Here is a 17,477-nt window from a genome sequence, read left to right on the forward strand (position 1 = left end):
TCCAGCTTTCTCCATTCCACGTCGTCCAGCATCGCTCCTCCCAGTCAGGAGGAGCAAAACGCCCGCAAACGGAACACGTTCAAGGCCGAACAGGCCGTAGTCCTCCTCACTGGGGTCTACGGGGAGTGGCAGGAGTTTCCAAACGGTGTCTGGCGCTACCGCTGCGAAGATCGTGCGGGCCTCAACTGGTCGAGCACGCGGGGCACCGTCTGGTGCGACGGCCCGCCGAAGCCTCGGGCACGGCTGGAGCGGACGATAGCGGCCGCCCTCCGGAAGAAGGCAACATCCGGCCGCTCGACGGACATCGAGTAGCATTGGATGTGAACGCCGAGCGTTCAGCACACCCGACGCCGCTCAGTTTGCTTCCACCAAGAAGTGCTGCGTCTGCCGAACTGTGGCGGATTGGACGTGTGTCCTCGGCAACTGCCGCCAAATTTGGCTCTAATCACACTTGGTAAAGTACCAGCGCAGCCGACTGCCGCCCAGCATTCCGGCTCGTCGCTCTGCGCCCCCGTGACGTTAGGGGCGACTCGTACTCAGGAGACTTGCACCATGCCCGCAGAGATCACCGACGACTACTGCTTCTATTCCTGGATCGTAGAGCGCCTTGAAAAGCTCGGCCCAATGAAGGACTATCCGGCGACGCTGACGGAGGCTGCCGAGCTGGCACTTCGTGTGCTTGAGAATGGCGAGAGCTTGGAGGAAGCTTGGATCAAGCTTGTTCCGGTTCTTAGCCGAGTGCTACGGCTCGATCAGCTCCCCCACATACCAGGATGCCGCGCTGATTGGCTTTCGGACGGGCCAGCTGCACCGCAGTGGCCTCTTCGAGGAATACAAGAAGCAGCAGCTTCATCTGGTCACGACCGAACGCGGCAGCCGGGAACTCGGTATCTCCGTCGACCTCTGCTATGCGGAACGTAGCCGCTTCTGGAACAGCACATTCGCTCGTGGCCTCCGTGTGCGGCGGCCGCTGATTATGCCGGCGTAAAAATTCGGGCACGTCGGGCTGGCGCGTGCGTGAACTGGAGCAGTGAAATGAACGACAACGAATTCATCGGTGAATCCGGCGTACCGGAGTGGGCGGAGGAGATCATCGACAAGCACGATCTTTGGCTGCGAGCAGACGAGCCGCTTTCAGCAGCCTTAGTGCTTCTTACCGATGCTGCCGCTGACTTAAAGGAGGTCAGCATGATGGCCTTCAAAAAGCAGGCGCTTTCGCCCAGCGTGATGAGCCGTTTGAGCGAGATCATCTACATGGTCGAGGACGCGCGCAAACTCTCCAGGCTCTGTTCTGACGAACCTGCCGCTGGCACCGTGGACGACGGAGGCGACGGCACGCTCACGTGGGAAGCGCAGGAACCAGCCAATCATTGAGTGGCCACCTTACACCTCAATGGCCGCGGAACGACCGGCTTACTGCGCTGCGCCGGTCGTGAGGCAGCGGGAATGCAAACTCTTGACCCCTTCCGGACCTTCCGCATGGCCGCCTCGATGGTCCGCTCAGGAGGAACAAGCTGACCCAGAAGCGGCGGCCACGACATCAGCAGGTTCGGGCACCTAGACACTGCGCCGGAAGATTTTGTGCTCCACCTCTGGACCGAAAAGAGTGAACTGAAGCGGCAAGTGACAGAACCTTAAGAGGACCTGCTCGTCGCGGAGCATTTGCTCGGCTGCTGGGCTGAGAGGCTGTAGCGCAACCTCTGAGGGCAACTATGTCTGCGTGATGCGGAGAGGCCCGGTCCTTTCCAGCGCCTTTGGCTTCGCCCAGCTCGTCGGGAAGAGTTCCGCGTTGGCTCTCCCCGGATGAGCAGCGCTCGAATGATCGACACCTCGTCCGCTGAGCGTCCGCCCCCCGCCTTTTGTCTTCAGGTGACGCCACCTTGGCTCCGGCCCGGCCTCAGCGGCACCCGACCGCAACCCCGGAACAGAGGCCACTCGACCCGGTTGCATCGCCCTCGGTCGTCGATCCAGTTGCCGTTGCAGACACCCTGGCCGCCCTCGGGGCAGAAGTGCCAGATCGCCTCCTGCAGTAACGCGGGAAGGTGGCGGGTGCGCGAGATCCAAGGACGGATCGGCGAAGCTCACCCACGCTGCTGAGGGGCCGACCGGCTTCGGCAATCCCTGAGCAGGTGTCCAGTCTCCAGGATACTGGTAGATCACTCTGCCGGTAAGCTCGCCGGCCTTAGAAGCGCCTGTTCATGGTCATCAGACTCGTCTTTCTCGCATGCTGGTCGCTGGTGTACGTCCTTGCTGCCACGCCGACTACCTCGGCAGACAGGCCGCGGTTGACCATCTACACGGCCAGTCAGAGGGAGCAGGTCTCCGCCATGACCGCCGCTGTGGCACGGGTCGCCCCAGAGGCCGACATCGACTGGGTTCGCGCTTCAACCGGAATTGTCACAGACCGCGTTCTCGCCGAGCGGGGCAGCCCTAAGGCCGACCTGATCGTGGGCCTTGCGGCCTCCAGCATGGTCGTGCTCAAGAAGGCCGACCTCCTGGCCGAATACAAACCGGCCCGGATCGAGGAGCTCAGGTCGTCCTTTCTCGATCCGGCTCCGCCCTACAGCTTCACCGGAATGGACGTGTACTTCCCGGTGATCTGCATGAATACCGCTCAGGCCAGCGCCGAGCGGGTATCAGCCCCTCTCCGCTGGCAGGACCTCACCGCCTCCCGTTTCAAGGGCCGGATCGTCATGGCACATCCCGGATCCTCGGGAACCGGCTACGGCCTCGTGGCCGGCTGGCTGCAGAGCATGGGCGAGGAACGCGGCTGGGACTTCATGGATGCCTTGCACGAGAACGTCGCCTCCTATCAGCACACGGGCTCGGCACCCTGCTTGAAAGTCGCCCAGGGGCACCATCTGCTCGGCCTCGGCTTGGACATGCGCGCGGCTGTCGAGAGGGCAAAGGGTGCGCCCATCGCCAGCTTCGTGCCCGTCGATAAGGTCGGCTGGGATCTTGAGGCATTCGCGATCCTCAAGAGCTCACCGCACCAGGCAATTGCACGACGCATCGCCGATTGGGCAGCCACACGTGAGGCCAACGAGATCTATGCGCAAAGCTACTCGGTTGTGGCCCGCTCAGACGTGAGCCCCCCAGAGGCCATGGCGCTGCCCCATGCCGAAGCGCGGATGGCCCGGAGTGATCTGGTCTGGATGGCAGAAAACCGCGAGCGCATCGTCGCTGAGTGGACGAGGCGGTACGAGGCCAAATCTGCACCGCGTCAGTGACACTGCTGTCCGCCGCGGTCCACCTTCCTGTCATCTCCCATAATAATGGGCTGGTATCTCCGTAAGAGGAGCAAGCTACTGCGATCACGCCACATCCGCCTTCCAGCGAAACATCAGCTCCCGAACGAACGTATAGGGATGTACATTTTCCGATTGCCGCGACAACGTTGCTTTATGACGTCCTGCTGGCTACTACGGTCAAGCTTACCGATTCGCCGCGCATTTGCGACGGCGGAACACTCCCGACTTCGCTGATGTGAGGGAACGCTTAGTGGCGCGATGCTTCTTCGTCGTTGATCGGCTGTGCAAAGGGCTCAGACGTCGAGCCGCCGCGAAGCAGACCGCCGAACCTGGCAGAATCGTCACCATGGCCGGACGGGCTATGGGCAGACCGTGCCGGAGCACGGCGACGGTGATCTGCTAAGCCGGAGGGCGAGCGATGACGGTTCCAGCCCTTCTCCGACCCGGTGTTCGCAGTACGAGCCGTTCGGCGGAGGAGATCCGCGCACAGGCTCATGCCGACGCAACACGTTTCCGCGCTCTGGCTCAATCGGCGCTGCGCGACGGTGCACCCAAGGGCGAATTTCGGGCCGCAAACGCTAGGGCGGCGGCCCGGAGCGTCCTAGCTCATGCCCGCCGCTTGACGATGGCCCCACGGAGTTTTGGCAGCCGATCACAAGGGTAGGGTAATCGTCTACGCTGCGCCGATCGGGATGCGGGCGCAATCTGCGTCGGGAGCGCCAGAGAGGATTATCGTGGGCGGTCGATCAGGAGTCCCGGCCGCGGATGGCGCGCCTGCGGCCAGCGCATCTGAACCCGCTCCTGGCGAGCCGAGTCTCGGAAAGACCTATGTGCTCGTTCACGGCGCTTGGCATGGCGGCTGGTGTTGGCGGTACGTTTCCGACATCCTGACCGCCGCAGGGCATCGGGTCTTCACGCGGACCCAGACGGGCCTCGGTCAGTCCAAACACCTCCTCTCGCCCGAGATCACCCTCGACACCTTCATCACGGATATCGGGAGCCTGATCGAGGCGGAGGAACTGGCCGACATCATCCTGGTAGGGCACAGCTTCGGCGGAGCGGTGATCTCCGGAGTGGCTGACCGGAAGCCCGATCGCATGCGGCACCTCGTCTTCCTCGACAGCCTGATCATTGAGAGCGGCCAGAGCCCATTCAGCGTGCTTGCGCCTGACGTTGTGGCAGCCCGCCGAAAGCTCGTGAGGGAGCAGGGGCAAGATATCGCCATCCCGGCTCCGCCCGTGTCCGCCTTCGGCATTCCGGAAGATCACCCGAGGGCAGCCTGGGTCCGCCGCCATCTCACACCGCATCCGGTCAGCACCTATGAAAGCCCCTTGCAGCTCGACCATCCAGTCGGGAATGGCAGGCCCTGCACCTACATCGCCTGCACGAGCCCGAGCTACGCGGCGCTGGAGGGGGCACGGCAATGGGTGCGGCAGCAGGGGTGGAACTGGTGGGAGATCGCGACGGGTCACGACGCCATGGTGACTGCCCCGGCGGAGCTTGCGCGCATGCTTATGAGCATCGGTTAGCGGGGCAGATCTCACGTGCGAAGAGATCGCAAGCCTTCTCCTCCGGCCCGCAGAAGTGAGCGTCTGAGCTCACGGCCTTGCGCAGCTTGCGTCCCAATGAGCTCGGAACACTCGCGGACATGGGTCGTTGCCTGCCAACGGCAGGAGAGCGCTATGAAGAACCCTTGGCTAAGCCTGTGGATGAGTGCTGCCAACAGCGCCGCTGGAGCCGCCCGCGGCTTCTGGACCGCGGAGATGCACCGTCAGCAGAAGGCTATGATGAAGGAGGTGGCGCGTTCGTCTACTCTGGGTCGAGCCCAGCCCGCACCGAAGAAGCGACGCACCTCAAAGCGGAAGAAGGCGGGCCGATAGACTTCCCAATTCGGTTCGCGGCATCGTACGTGACAGACGCGTTCTTCGAAGGCTAACGGCCAATTTTCCTGGCGAATGGCCGCCCAGCCCCAGAATGATCCTCGTACAACTGCCCCAATGGGGGCTCAGCCGCGTCGTGCTTTGCTCCGCCCGCGCAACACTTCGCTTTTGTTGCGCATCCCTTTCGACACCTCGCGCGTTGAAGATTGACGGACGCCGCTCGGTCGGCGTTACTCAACGAACGGCGGGGCTTGGCCTTAGTCCTGCCCTACACCACACAGGAACCTGCTCCCTAATGCCTGACGACAGTAGTCGCTGGACCATGTTGCCCCTGGCTGCTTGCGGGACGCGCGCCTGATCGTCTGATCCGGCTTGCCCCTGACCGGCCCACGGCGGCTGGTCAGATCCGAGGTAAGCCATGACCCTCTTGCACCTGTTTCGGCCTGCCAAGGCCCGTGCCCCTGCCGCACGCCGTGACCGTAGCGCGGCTGTCGTCATCCTGATGATGGCGCTGGTCTTCGCTCCCGTGGTGGGGATGCATTTTGCCGCCTCGCGTTTGGCTTCCAGTTCTGCCGCCCCGGCAGGCGGGGAGCCGTCGAGCACCACAGCTGTCCTGCCGCATCAGTTTGTGCACTCGCCGGGCTGACCGCTCCACCCAGAGCGCTCGTGGTAATGATGATCTAAGGAAAGTGACAGGGCGCTGCTCTGGCATTCGCGTTAGGCGATCCACTCTCGGCGGATTAAGCCTTTTGCGCTTAACTCTGCACACGTGAGACTATCCAAGTGTTTACGTTTTTGTGCCAGATAATACTCGACAGGCGCACGAGGAGCGCCTATCTATCGGCCAGCGGAGCCTCAAGCTGAGGTTCAACCGCCTATTCTCTCAGGATTGCAGATACATGAAGCGCCGCAGCGCTCGTCCCTTCGTGGTGGAGGTGAAATCCACCCGCTCATCGCGTTCACCCCTCGCCGACACCTTCACCCGCACACGTTCTGGTCCGAGTCTCTGGCACGGAGTGGCGCTCGAAGCCGAGGCGAAGCCAACCGCAGCCGAGGTCCAACCCCGCTCCTCTGCCGCCGTAGAAGTATCGAAGGCAGCAGCGCAGGAGCCCGCGCGCCGTGTGCTCCCGGCTCTTGTGCCGCTGTATGTACCCAGCGAGCCTGAGCCGCGGGAGCAGGCACCAGGAGAACTCGCGCGTAACCTGAGTGTCATCAAGGTTGCACGGAAGCCCCGATCCCGACCCGTTGTGGCAGAAACGTCAGATCGCCTCGTGCGGCCCGCCTCAGAGCGGCCAGCAGCGCCCCTTCCGGCTCTCGGCGAACCTGCGAGCCCTGAACCCCTTCAGGCTATCACTGCCCCGGCGATGCCACCTCGCCCGGATCGTCGTGATCGAAACCAGCACCATCCAGAGTTGCGCCGGGGCGAGCGCTGGAAGCGACGGCTGCCGCGCGCCTGCTGGTGACCTTGCACCCGCTGGTTGTGGTGGTATGTCCGGACCTGACGACCACCACCGTGCAGGTTTCGCATGTCCGCCACAGATCCCGAGCCGAATGCGTTTGTGACTCGAACCGCCGAGATCGTTTCGGCGTACCTCAGTCACAATCATGTCCAGCCGAGTGATCTGCCCCGCTTGATCCAGAGCGTGCATGCCAAGCTCTCGGCCTTGGCCACTGGCAGTTCCACCGAGCCTGCGCCCATGCGGAAGCTGACGGCTTCGGAGATCAAGCGCTCGATCACGCCCGATTACCTTGTCAGCTTCGAGGATGGGAAGCGCTACAAGACCCTGCGGCGGCACCTCATGGGACGCGGCCTGACGGCGGAAGAGTACCGCGCCAAGTGGGGCCTACCCGCGGACTACCCGATGGTCGCCTCCGGCTACTCGGCCCAGCGTGCAGAGCTTGCCCGCTCATTTGGGCTAGGCAAGCTGCGCCGGGACGACCCGAGCACCGAGCCTCATCCAGCCGAGCAGGCAGACACGTCCGAGCAGATGGCTGCCGAGTTGCCGCAGGCAGACGATTTTGCCGACACGATCACGCGCGAGCCGTTTGAGGGCGACGACAGCGTCAGTTGGTAGTGGATCCTTGACCCGTGCGCCGGAAGGTCGGTGAAGCACGCGGTAGCCTTGTGATGCTTTCCTCGCGTCCCCGCGGTCCCCAGCTTAGAAACTGAACTGCGCAGCGGCATCGGCCGAGGCCGCCCTCGCGCAGGGATGGCAGTTGGTCGAGCGTGTCGCAATGCCAGCGAACAATCTGCCTCTGATCTACCGCCGGGAAGGTGCCTTGTCGGGTTTGCGTTGAGAGATTCAGGGTCGGTTCATTGCGGCCACGCTATGTGATGCCCTGAACCAGGCAATGGAGAAGACCGTGAGGAAGTTGGCTCTCTCAGCACTCGCAGCAGCCTTCGCAGGCTCCTTGCTCATCGCCCCCGCTGCCGAAGCGCGTCCGGGCTACCGGGGCGGCTATGGTTATTACGGCGGCTATCGCCACTACGGCTACCGTCGCGGTCCAGGAGTCGGCGGCGCACTGGCGGCTGGCGCGGCTCTCGGGATCGTCGGTGGCGCTATCGTCGCCTCTCAGGCCCCCCGCTACTACTATCCGGCTCCGGCTTACGGCTACTATGCTCCCGGCCCCTACTACTACGGCTACTGAGCTCGGCTGCAGGCGAGCGTAACTGGGGCGCCTCCGGACGCTCCATTACGTTGAGGGCTGGTCGGAGAGCGACGCGGCGGCATCGTCCTGACAGACAGCAGGTTCGGTTCGCGCATGGGTGGCTGTCGTCGATCTGGTTGCCATTGCAGACGTTCCGCCCGCTCTCGGCGCAGAACTGCCAGATCGCCTTCTGAAGGTAGCGTGGGAAGGTGGCGGGGAACGAGGCGCCAAATTGCCGGGCGTCGATCCGGCTGGCGACAGCTTCAATGATCGTGGCACATCCGCCCGGTCGGTAGCAGGCTGGGCCGTAGGCGTGTTTGGACCGGAGACGGCGTAAGGTCCCAGTTCGGTGCATCCAATTGTGCACCAGCGTGTCTACCACGATCAGGCTGGCGCCGGTGGTCACCCACCGCTCCCGCTTTGGGTCGGCCCCCAGCAGAAGGTCGGAGAGAGCCATCGAGAGGACCTTGGGTCCGACGCCCTGCACCGCGATCAGCAGGTCCAGGAGGGCTTGCCTCAGCTGCGCGGGGCGATTTGGTGCGCCGCGAAGGTCGGCTTCGAGCAGCCGCTCGTCGATCCAGGCTACGAGGTCACCGCGGCACCGGTCCCGCAGGAATAGGTACAGGGAATAGGCGGCTTGGTTCAGCGCCCCCTTGCGGAGCGGGTGCGAGGGAAGGGAGCAGGCCGGGCGATGATCCGGACGCGCACAGGTGTGAGTGGCCTTGCGATAGCCGCAGCCCCAGAAATCGTCGAAGCTCGCGAGCTTCGGGCAGGAGGGACAGCGCGCGAAGGCCGCGTCGATCTCGGCCCAGGTGACGCGCCCGTGCTGCTCCATGTAGGACCACGCGATGCTGTCCGAGATGCCCTGGTAGCTCACCACCTCCATGAGCCAATCGAACAAAGCGGGGGTGTTGTGCTCGGCCACTGCCGCCCGGATCCCCTGCCTCGTCAGGTTGGTCCGCAAGCGTTGCAGGTAGGTGGGATCGGGTGAGGCGCGGCAGACTTGCAGGATCAGGCGCTCGGCAAACGCGATTGCCTGCTGCTGTGAGCGGGTGGGCTTGCGATGAGGGCCGCGGACGGGGCTCACCTTCCATCCTCCTCACTCCCGGGGTCGCCCGCCCCGGTGCCCCCGTTCACTCGTTCTTGGTGAGGTTCCTGCCACTCGGACACTTGTGCCTGCAGCTTGTCGCGCAGCCGGAGCAGGGCCGCAGCGGCCGCCTCCAGCCGCTGGCAGAGGACCTGAAGGCGCTCGTGCTCCTCCTGGAGTGCTGCTGCTTGGGCCGGTTGCGAGGTCGAGGATCCGAAATGAGAGTCGGCTTCTCCGATCTGATGAGTCACGACGTGTCTCCGAAAATGAACAGGGAGCCAGGAGGCTCCCCTTGAGGCGGCCGGCATCAGCCCGCCAATGATCATGAGGGCATTTGCGGCGAGCTTTTCCGGTGGCCGCATTGCCGCCAGCCGCACCCGAATGGCTTACTGGCAGAAAGCAACGAGCGCCGCCCGTGCAGCCCCTTGTAATAGGAATTTAAGCTCTAGTCAAGCTATTTTGCTTGTCACGGGTATAACGGCCAAGGTTGCGGGCCCGGGATGTGTGGACCGAAAGTTTTTTATCTGTAGGTCCTGTGCTCGAGTCCCAGCGTGGCTTTACGAGCAGGACGGCCGGCTCCTAAACAACGATGAGCGCGCTCTCAGAGAAGCTATCGGCGCGCTCGGCCTTAACGCCGGCCGTCTCCTCTCCGCGGTGCTCCTGCGGCACGGCGAGGACGAGCTCGATGCCACGCTTGGTGCTTTCACCGAGAGTGCGCGGGCGCTGGCCGTGGAGACGGCTCGGAAGAGCCAGGAGGCGCAAGATGCCTGTGCATGAACGCCGCAATCACTTGACCGGACGGTACCAGCTCCGCCCCGACGGCGATCGCGTCGTGCAGCAGCTGGATAGGGCGATCAAGCCGATGTCCACCTCGGACCAACGCTTGCGAAATGCCACGCCTCAGGACGTGATGAACCTCGTTGATGCGCAGCTCGAGCCGACGAAGATCCTGGTTTGAAAACTTGCCTTGTCGCTTGAACGTCTGCGCTGTCTGGGCGCAGTTATTCGGCGCCCAGCTCAGTAGCGAAGCCTTAGTGCATATGCCGTACGAGACTCCGAAACAAGGTGAGTCTGTTCAAAGCGGCATATGAACGATGGCAACAGGGAAGCGGAATCCGGCCAACAAACTTGAGCCCTGGGAAGTCGCATTGATCAAGGCGATGGCGGCGTCTGGCAAGTACGCCGATCAGGAGATCCAAGCCTATTTCACGAGACCGAGCCGCACTATTAATCACGCTCGCATCCTGGCGATTAGAGAGGGAAGACGCCACGCGAATATTACAGTCGCCAGCGTCGAAGATCTAGAGGAATTTCTTGAGAATTGGCCGCAAGTTGACTGGGAAACGGGCGCTCATTTATCCGGCGACGAGCTGATTCTTAAAGCTAGAGAAGCAATGATTCAAGCGGTTCAGGGCTATAATAATCCAAAATCATATTTTAAGACCGAAATATTCATTGTAAACTCAATAATAGCACCGACGTATTTATTGCACTATTACTTTAGAAAAGAAGAAATCGAGTGTGTTTATGAAAAAGACGGAGCGCCGATTACAACGAAATATGGAGCACCGAGGCGGTGGGCACTCGAAACCTGCCTCGAGCACCCCAAATGTTTCCTGGACAACGCGGTTAAAGCCAATCTGAATTTCTTGATAGTCGTTCGACACGAGATCGAACACCAAATGACGAATCGCATCGATGCGAGCTTTGCTTCTCGTCTCCAAGCCTGCGCGCTGAATTTCAATTCGGCACTAAAATATGTGGCTGGACCAAGATTCGGACTTGAGCGCGAACTCGCGTTTTCACTTCAGTTTGCAACTATTACTCGCGACCAGCGCAACACGCTTCTAAAGGAGAAGGATCTTCCGGCCCATCTTCTCGCGATGAAGCACGATTACGAGAGCAAACTCGCCGCGCAAATGATGAACGATCCTAGGTATGCGTATCGAGTGGCGTTCATAGAGGTCGCAGCCAACAGAGCTGGTGGTGCTGAGGAGGCTATACGATTTATCAGAGCGGATACTGCAGAAGGAGAGGCTGTACATCGGGTGCTGATGAAAGAAACCGAAAAGCCAAAATATAAGCCAGCGCAAATCATTAAAATGATGAATAATGAAGGCTTTCATCATTTCAATTCACATCAACATACATTGCTTTGGAAGAAGCTAAAGGCTCGCAAGCCTAACAAAAAATTCGGTGTATATCTCAAGCCTAATGATTGGTGGTGGTATGAAAATTGGGTGCATGCGGTGAGGCAGCACTGCGTTGAAACGTACCTCCTTCCTGCTGAGGATCAACCCGAACCTTCGGCAGATGGCGATTTACCCCCTCCGGCTCCGCCTGCCCACGATTAAAAATGTGGGTCGGGAAACTGGTTCAGGAGCAACCGTGCTCACGGCAGCCGCTTCCCCATTTTCCACGATGCCCCCGCCAGTCCTCACCGGAATGCCCAGTTGCTGTCCGTGGGCAACCTGGATCTGGTCGTTGTCTTTTATGGTGGACGCGGCACAGCGTTAATCCGCGACGTCGCGGATCGGGCTGGCGTGATGATCGAGAGGGCAGACCGGTGAACGAAACCGAGGAATGGCAGCCGCTGCCGGCACTTCAATTCATGGCACCACCATGCGATGGCGAGACCGTGTGGTTGCTCTTCAACCTCGTCAAGGTCGCTCATGGGAGCGGGCCGGGCGGCTGCGGCGCTGGCGGGTTCGGCGACGGATCGCCCTCAGGCGGCTGCGGCTCAGGCAAAGGATCGCCGATCGGCGTCGGGTCGCCGTTAGGCGCTGGCATGTCGGCTGGGCTCATCGCGTCCTCCTATTGGTTGGGATCAAGTGTGGGCTCGGCGCCGTGTTCCATGCGGCGAGCCTGCGAGAAGGAGCGCTCGCGCCCCTTCCCCAGCAGAAATGTACGGCCCCAACAGCAAGCGGAACGGTTACCTTGGCCGTTCGTTCTGTGAGCATGGAACACTTCAAGTCGACCATCGCCTCGGCTGCTGTTGCTTCGCTAGGGCTCGTTGCCGCTGCGGGCATTTTGCACCCTGGCAACTTTGGGAGGCAGCAAGCTGCGGCCAAGCCCGTGGTAAGCGAAGTCGCGCCTGTTGCGGCGGCTGCTTGGGTCGATCCGCCTGAGCGACGCGTCGATGCTCCCCGACTGGCGAAGCCCGTGTCCGAAGTGGCGGCGCTTCTGGCGCCGCATACCGCCGTCTCGCTCCCGACGCATGCCGTGGTCGATCAGCCGCGGCCAGCCGAGATGGCTCCGCGCGGCGCCGTCCGTCACAAAGCTGAGGTCGGCCAGCGCAGAAAAGTCGCGCACAGCACTGTTCGCATACGTCAAGCTTCGCTGGATCGCATGAGCAGCGAAGCGCCAAGGCTCGATCAACAGCGCTCCAGCGGCGCGCCGACGAGCGGGAGGGGAGGCCTGATCGCAGATTTGATCCGGGGCCTTGGCCTTGGCAGCGATAGCTAAGCTGCCGCTGGGAGTGCCGAGCGCAGCGAGTTCAAGAACGTGATGGCAGGGCGCCTCGCTGATCACCGCCCTCGCTCTCGACGTGAGCGCGACAGGCGCGGCCGCACTGATTCGGGCACATTTGTCATGTCCGGCGCTGCTATCGACATGTCTGAGTCAGCCAAACATAGGGCCGGCTGACGTTTGCCGATGTCAGCATCGGCGGCCAGGGAGACGGCTTCGCCAAGCTTCTCTGCATTATGCGGGAGGCGTTCGAGCACGAGCGCGAGGTCTGGATCATGTACCAGTCGGTCTCCAATGCCGCCGGGCCGAAGGGGGCCAATGGCACTGTCCGCTATGCGCTGGATGCGAACGCGGTGTTCGACGAGATCCTCCTCGACCCGAGGCTGACAGTCGCCGAGACCACGGCCATGGGTGCAGGGCTCGCCGCACTCCGATGGAATGGGGCAGCGCCAAGGTCCAGTCTTTGCGAGGCCCCGGACTTCACGATCCCCGCGACCTGACGAGCAGCCCTTCTAGGGGCGGTGGCCCCGGCCCTCGGCAACCTTCGGAAACCGTCGAGAAGGAGGGGCTCTGACGAGGGACCCTCGTCTGATGGCTAAGATCGTAACTACTACTACCGCACCCTCGTATCCGGTGGTCGGCAATCCGAGGTGGACGCAGTCGCGTTCCGCGATCAGCATGTCCGCCCGGCCTCGGCGAGATCCTGCAGGGCATCCTCGATCGCGCACACGAGCGCAGCCCAGACATCGCCGCGCTCCGCCACCCAGTAGGCGAAGGCGATGCGATCCGCCTCCGACGGCGGGATCTCAGTAGCCTGTTGATTCGACACTGCCAGCGCACCTGTTAGAACATAGAAAGAACAAACAGGCCGCCGACTGCGGCTCAAGCCTGCTCAGAGCGTTTCGCCCTGAGCCTGTGCAACGATGCGGACACCGTGGGAAAAAGCGAATGGCGGCCGGACATTACCGCTGCCCGTCGCGCAATCGGAGACTGCTATGGACGCTGTCCGGCGAGTAGGGAACTACCTGCAAGTGCAGGACGGAGACGGCTGCCGCCATCTCCTGCGCGTGACGAGCGTGCAGGCGCTGAGCGACACCGACATTCTGCGCAACGAGACCTTCATCACGGCGGCGGGCCGGACTATCCGCGTGCCGCAGCCACTTCACGAGATCGTCGAACTGATCGCGCTGGGAGAGCAGTTCGCGGACGAGCCTGAGGCAGATAAGCGCGAGGACATGGCCTGGCCCTTCTGACGCTTAGCATCGATCCCATGGGTCCGGTGCGCACGAGTGATAGCGGCTCGCCCCATGGCCAGGGCGAGCCGCAACTCCTCAGGCAGCGTTGCGTCGGGTGCGGCCCTTGGGCTGCTCCACCGTAGCCTGAGCGCCTGGGCGCCCGAGGCCGATCGACTTGGCGAGTTCCGAGCGCTGAGCGGCGTAGTTGGCGGCCACCATCGGGTAGTCGGCCGGCAGGCCGTAGCGCTGGCGGTAGCTGTAGGGGTCGAGCCCGTGGCCGGTCAGGTGACGCTTCAGCGTCTTGTAGGGCTTGCCGTCGATGAAGGAGATCAGCGCGTCCGGCGTGACCGACTTGCGAACCTGCGCGGGCGTCGCCTTCTCGACCTCCTCCGCCGGGGCCGCGGCGGACGGGCCGGCCGCCAGCGCATTCAGCGCCGCGTGGACGCTGGCAATCAAGCCGGGAAGTTCTGCCGGAGCCACGTGGTTGCGCGAAACATAGGCGGAGATGATCTCGGCAGCTTGCTCAAGCGTTTGAGTGGGCGCGATCGAAGTTATTTCGTCCGTTTCCATGAGGGGCTCCTAATAGGCCCTACGTACTTCAACCCATCTGCTTGCGTTAGCAAGGGCCAAATGTCAACTAATACACAACCGTTGCGATTTCGTAGGAGCGATCGCCAACCACTCTTACGCAACGCAACGCCACGTCAACGTCGACGATATGTGGGCCCGCAAACGTGGCGCCACATCTCTCGCGGGAGGCTGCCCCTTGGTCAGCGTAATACGGCGGGGACGTCCCTCACTTGGCGACCGCAGATGCCTTGTGGCGGCCACGCCCCTTGGTAGGCGCTTCTCCGGCCGATGACGCATCTGCCGCCTTCCGCCGGCCCCCCTTCGGCTTGGCAGTGTCTGCAACGGATTCGGACATGTCGGCCACCTTCGGAGACGTCTTTCGACGCTGCTGCCCCAGGCCAAGCTCATGCGCGAGGCGAGACCGCTGAGCGGAGTAGTTGGCAGCGGTCATCGGGTAGTCGACCGGCAGGCCCCACTTGGCACGATACTCCTCGGCCGTCAGCCCCCGCAGCGTCAGGTGGCGCCGCAGCGTCTTGTACGGCTTTCCGTCCTCGAAGCTGATCAGGTAGTCAGGGGTGATCGATTTCTTGATCTGCGAAGCCGGCACCTTCTCGACGCTCTGGCTCGCTTGTCCCGGGCCCGCGGCAGCTGCGATCAGCGAGGCATGAACGCTCGCGAGTAGTCCTGGGAGTTCGGAGGGAGGCAGAGAGTTGTTCGAGAGGTAGGCCGACACGATATCGGCAGTGATTTCGACGAAGTTGTTCTGCGTATTTTCTGCCGATCCGGACATTGTAGTTTCCGCTGCTTCACGATAGCTGAACGCGTACCGGCTTGGCCTGCGAAAGCAAGGGGGTGCACGCCAAAGTTGCTCGAAATCAGGAGCGCCATTCAGGGTTATCCAGAAATTTCAGCGAAATTTGTGTGATAGGCGATTGCCGGCAGAGCATCTGCCCAGTGGGTCGGCCGATCGGGACACATTCAGACCATTGCGCGGTCGCAGCTGCACGACACCGAGAGCAATCAAGGTGCGGCTTCGCCCCAGCCCAGCACTGCTCGCCGCTGGAGCCGATCACGAGCGCTGCCGCTGGGCCAGCTGTCCGACACACGGACCTATCGTCAGATAAAGACTTTTAATTAGTCGCCGTTTCGGCCGTAGTTCATGGTCGGTTGCAGTGCTGCCCATGCGTGCTTCAAGCGTCTCGCATGGTGAGTTGGGCGCGAAAATTGGTCGGCGACATCCCCGGTGTCGACGGCGGGAACGTCCGTCTGGTTTTGACCCGACAGGGGGAGCATGAACATTCGGACCTCGGCCCCGTTCAGTCGCGGCCGCGCCAGCCAGAAGGAGCGGATAAAGCCGCAGACAGCCATACGTGGAGAAAGACACATGCCTGTCCCCACAAAATTCCTCGGCCCTTATACCTCGCCGTATCCCTGTCTCGAGGCAGTCTTGCGCAAAGCCAACCTACGACCGACCCGCCAGCGCGTGGCGCTGGCTAAGATCCTGTTCCATGGGCCACATCAGCACATCAGCGCCGAAGAATTGCATCGGAAGGCGAAGGCGGTCGGGGTGAATTTGTCGCTTGCGACCGTTTACAACGCCCTCCATCAGTTTCGCGATGCGGGCTTGTTGCGCGACGTTTCAGTCGACGCGGATCGTTTCTATTTCGACACCGACACTTCTGACCACCAACACTTCTTTGTTGAGGACGACCAAGATCTGCTCGACATCCCTGCGGGCGCGATTGCAATCGAGAATTTGCCCGAGCCCCCAGAAGGCATGTGCATCACTCATGTCGACGTCGTTGTGCGCGTCCGCAGGATTGCCGGCGCACGGGCGCAGTCTTCTAATGCAAAGGTGACCGCCTTGCCACAAACGCCCGCTCTTACCCGACCTTTGGCCCACCGCGACCCCGACTAGGTCGACCGCGAAGGATCAATACGGTAATGCGCAGAAAAGTCCGGAACGTATTACAAAACAGATCCTACTTCGCCATTCGCTGAGATTGCATCCCGACGATGCATGTTGAGGCCATGGAAGCTCGAGGCCGCCCGACGATGAGCCCGCATTACCGCGTGACGGTACAATCCAGTGATGGGGAAGCTGTGCTGGTCGCGGCCAGCGAGCGGGAGGTTTGCATCAACGGCGAGAAGCTGCTCCGCTGCCTCGTCCAAGCTCACCTTGCCGCGAAGTGCGTGATCCAATGCAGCGATGCGGCGAGCGGGGCGCGCGTAAAAGCTTACTTCGTCGACGTCCTTGCGGAACTACGCGCGTCCGATGGTGGCTGATGTTCGGTCCCGTCATGTACTGTGACGAATCGAGGCTGAAACGTTCGAGCTCTTTCGTCCAAGTTTGGCAGATGAACTCGTAGGGTGTGAGGCCACGCAGGATCTTGAGCCGACGTCCGTAGTTGTAGGCCTACACGAACAGCTGCAGGTGCTGACGCAGCTCATCGTGGCTGGCGTAGTGGTAGCGCTTGGCGGCCGCTCTGACGCGCCCTTGACAAGCCTGCATTGCTCAACCGATCGCGTCAGTCGTCGTGGCGCTGCCGTGGATAACGTGTCCCTGAGCCGTGTCCCTCCATGCGACATCAGACGTTTACCACACTGCGGGACGGAGCAGTTGGCACGCTGAGCTGCTCGCGTGGTCGCTAGGGAACCAAGGCTTGCATGATCGCCGATGGTGCCGGTCGCGCCGTCGCGTTCCGGATCGCATCTGGTCAGGTGCATGGGGCGTGATGGTGTGGACGCCCCCGACGGCATCAGCGTGCCAGAGTGGTGGTGTTAGAGCCCACTCCAGGAGGCGTCCATGAACCAGGTGAGCACTGTCGGACTGGATCTCGCCAAGCACATCTTTCAGCTCCATGGGGCTGACAGCGCGGGCGCCGTGGTCTTTCGCAAGAAGCTGCGCCGCGGCCAGGTTCTCACCTTCCTTGCAACCTTCCCGCCCTGCACGGTGGCCCTGGAAGCGTGTGGCAGCGCTCACTTTTGGGGCCGCGAGATTGCCAAGCTCGGCCACACGGTGAAGCTGATCGCGCCGGCGTACGTGAAGCCGTTCGTCAAGCGCCAGAAGAATGACATGGCCGATGCGGAAGCGCTTCTCGTGAGGCTGCCCAGCGTCCCACCATGCGCTTCGTGGCCCTCAAGAGCGCGAACCAGCAGGCCGACACCATCGTATTCCGCACGCGGGACCTGCTGGTTCGCCAGCGCACGCAAACCATCAATGCGCTCCGCGGTCACCTGGCCGAGTTCGGGGTGATCGCCGCCAAAGGACCGGTCCATACCTGCAAGCTCATTGCGGCCCTCGAGGATCCCGCCTCCGATCTGCCCCAAGCGGCGC

At 62.3% G+C, this 17,477-nt stretch carries 16 protein-coding genes and 4 pseudogenes; 14 read left to right on the forward strand and 6 right to left on the reverse strand.

The annotated features are described in order from the left end of the window. The 7 genes and pseudogenes from WDW90_RS27705 to WDW90_RS27735 all read left to right on the forward strand — a co-directional run. Window positions 1-312, forward strand: a pseudogene (locus WDW90_RS27705) (hypothetical protein); the annotation flags it as partial. Between the two features lie 406 nt (window positions 313-718). Continuing rightward, window positions 719-988: a hypothetical protein gene (locus WDW90_RS27710; RefSeq protein ID WP_336490733.1), complete on the forward strand. Its 270-nt coding sequence runs from the start codon at window positions 719-721 to the stop codon at window positions 986-988. Window positions 989-1,035: 47 nt separating this feature from the next. Continuing rightward, entirely contained in the window at window positions 1,036-1,374 is a 339-nt protein-coding gene (locus WDW90_RS27715; protein WP_336490734.1) for a hypothetical protein, read from the forward strand. Window positions 1,375-2,198: 824 nt separating this feature from the next. Further along, window positions 2,199-3,230 (forward strand): extracellular solute-binding protein, encoded by a 1,032-nt coding sequence (locus WDW90_RS27720; protein WP_336490735.1) that lies wholly within the window; start codon window positions 2,199-2,201, stop codon window positions 3,228-3,230. Window positions 3,231-4,081: 851 nt separating this feature from the next. Beyond that, the gene (locus WDW90_RS27725) at window positions 4,082-4,780 is read left to right on the forward strand and encodes an alpha/beta fold hydrolase (protein WP_336490736.1); all 699 of its coding nucleotides are present in this window, start codon (window positions 4,082-4,084) and stop codon (window positions 4,778-4,780) included. A gap of 769 nt (window positions 4,781-5,549) precedes the next feature. Further along, window positions 5,550-5,777 carry a hypothetical protein gene (locus WDW90_RS27730; protein ID WP_336490737.1) on the forward strand — a complete coding sequence of 76 codons (228 nt, stop codon included), beginning with the start codon at window positions 5,550-5,552 and terminating at the stop codon, window positions 5,775-5,777. A gap of 880 nt (window positions 5,778-6,657) precedes the next feature. Further along, the gene (locus tag WDW90_RS27735; protein WP_336490738.1) at window positions 6,658-7,206 is read left to right on the forward strand and encodes a Ros/MucR family transcriptional regulator; all 549 of its coding nucleotides are present in this window, start codon (window positions 6,658-6,660) and stop codon (window positions 7,204-7,206) included. Between the two features lie 485 nt (window positions 7,207-7,691). On the opposite strand, the gene WDW90_RS27745 is transcribed toward WDW90_RS27735, so the two are convergent. Next, on the reverse strand, window positions 7,692-8,867 hold the full coding sequence (locus WDW90_RS27745; protein ID WP_336490739.1) for a hypothetical protein: 1,176 nt from the start codon (window positions 8,865-8,867) through the stop codon (window positions 7,692-7,694). 763 nt (window positions 8,868-9,630) lie between these two features. On the opposite strand from WDW90_RS27745, the gene WDW90_RS27750 reads away from it, so the two are divergent. Then, window positions 9,631-9,825 (forward strand): hypothetical protein, encoded by a 195-nt coding sequence (locus WDW90_RS27750; protein WP_336490740.1) that lies wholly within the window; start codon window positions 9,631-9,633, stop codon window positions 9,823-9,825. Between the two features lie 136 nt (window positions 9,826-9,961). Continuing rightward, a complete protein-coding gene (locus WDW90_RS27755; RefSeq protein ID WP_336490741.1) occupies window positions 9,962-11,221 on the forward strand; it encodes a DUF3644 domain-containing protein in 1,260 nt (419 codons plus the stop codon). Between the two features lie 649 nt (window positions 11,222-11,870). On the opposite strand, the gene WDW90_RS27760 is transcribed toward WDW90_RS27755, so the two are convergent. Beyond that, the gene (locus WDW90_RS27760) at window positions 11,871-12,398 is read right to left on the reverse strand and encodes a hypothetical protein (protein ID WP_336490742.1); all 528 of its coding nucleotides are present in this window, start codon (window positions 12,396-12,398) and stop codon (window positions 11,871-11,873) included. Between the two features lie 173 nt (window positions 12,399-12,571). Between WDW90_RS27760 and WDW90_RS27765 the strand changes: the two genes are divergently transcribed. Further along, window positions 12,572-12,835, forward strand: coding sequence for a hypothetical protein (locus tag WDW90_RS27765; RefSeq protein WP_336490743.1), 264 nt, complete (start codon window positions 12,572-12,574; stop codon window positions 12,833-12,835). Window positions 12,836-13,008: 173 nt separating this feature from the next. Here the strand turns inward: WDW90_RS27765 and WDW90_RS27770 are convergent, their stop codons facing one another. Beyond that, window positions 13,009-13,164, reverse strand: coding sequence for a hypothetical protein (locus tag WDW90_RS27770; protein ID WP_336490744.1), 156 nt, complete (start codon window positions 13,162-13,164; stop codon window positions 13,009-13,011). A gap of 166 nt (window positions 13,165-13,330) precedes the next feature. On the opposite strand from WDW90_RS27770, the gene WDW90_RS27775 reads away from it, so the two are divergent. Then, complete coding sequence (locus WDW90_RS27775; RefSeq protein ID WP_336490745.1) at window positions 13,331-13,588, forward strand: hypothetical protein; 258 nt, start codon at window positions 13,331-13,333, stop codon at window positions 13,586-13,588. Between the two features lie 78 nt (window positions 13,589-13,666). Here the strand turns inward: WDW90_RS27775 and WDW90_RS27780 are convergent, their stop codons facing one another. Further along, window positions 13,667-14,140: a Ros/MucR family transcriptional regulator gene (locus WDW90_RS27780; protein ID WP_336490746.1), complete on the reverse strand. Its 474-nt coding sequence runs from the start codon at window positions 14,138-14,140 to the stop codon at window positions 13,667-13,669. Between the two features lie 226 nt (window positions 14,141-14,366). After that, window positions 14,367-14,930: a Ros/MucR family transcriptional regulator gene (locus WDW90_RS27785; RefSeq protein WP_336490747.1), complete on the reverse strand. Its 564-nt coding sequence runs from the start codon at window positions 14,928-14,930 to the stop codon at window positions 14,367-14,369. Window positions 14,931-15,524: 594 nt separating this feature from the next. Here WDW90_RS27785 and irrA point away from each other — a divergent pair. Together irrA and WDW90_RS27795 are read left to right on the forward strand one after the other, a co-directional pair. Then, window positions 15,525-15,968, forward strand: a pseudogene (gene irrA / locus WDW90_RS27790) (iron response transcriptional regulator IrrA); the annotation flags it as partial. Window positions 15,969-16,195: 227 nt separating this feature from the next. Further along, a complete protein-coding gene (locus WDW90_RS27795; RefSeq protein ID WP_336490748.1) occupies window positions 16,196-16,426 on the forward strand; it encodes a hypothetical protein in 231 nt (76 codons plus the stop codon). 1 nt (window position 16,427) lies between these two features. Here WDW90_RS27795 and WDW90_RS27800 read toward each other — a convergent pair. Continuing rightward, window positions 16,428-16,625, reverse strand: a pseudogene (locus WDW90_RS27800) (IS3 family transposase); the annotation flags it as partial. Window positions 16,626-16,946: 321 nt separating this feature from the next. On the opposite strand from WDW90_RS27800, the pseudogene WDW90_RS27805 reads away from it, so the two are divergent. Continuing rightward, window positions 16,947-17,477, forward strand: a pseudogene (locus WDW90_RS27805) (IS110 family RNA-guided transposase); the annotation flags it as partial.

Source organism: Methylobacterium nigriterrae, assembly GCF_037106235.1.
GTDB lineage: Bacteria > Pseudomonadota > Alphaproteobacteria > Rhizobiales > Beijerinckiaceae > Methylobacterium > Methylobacterium nigriterrae.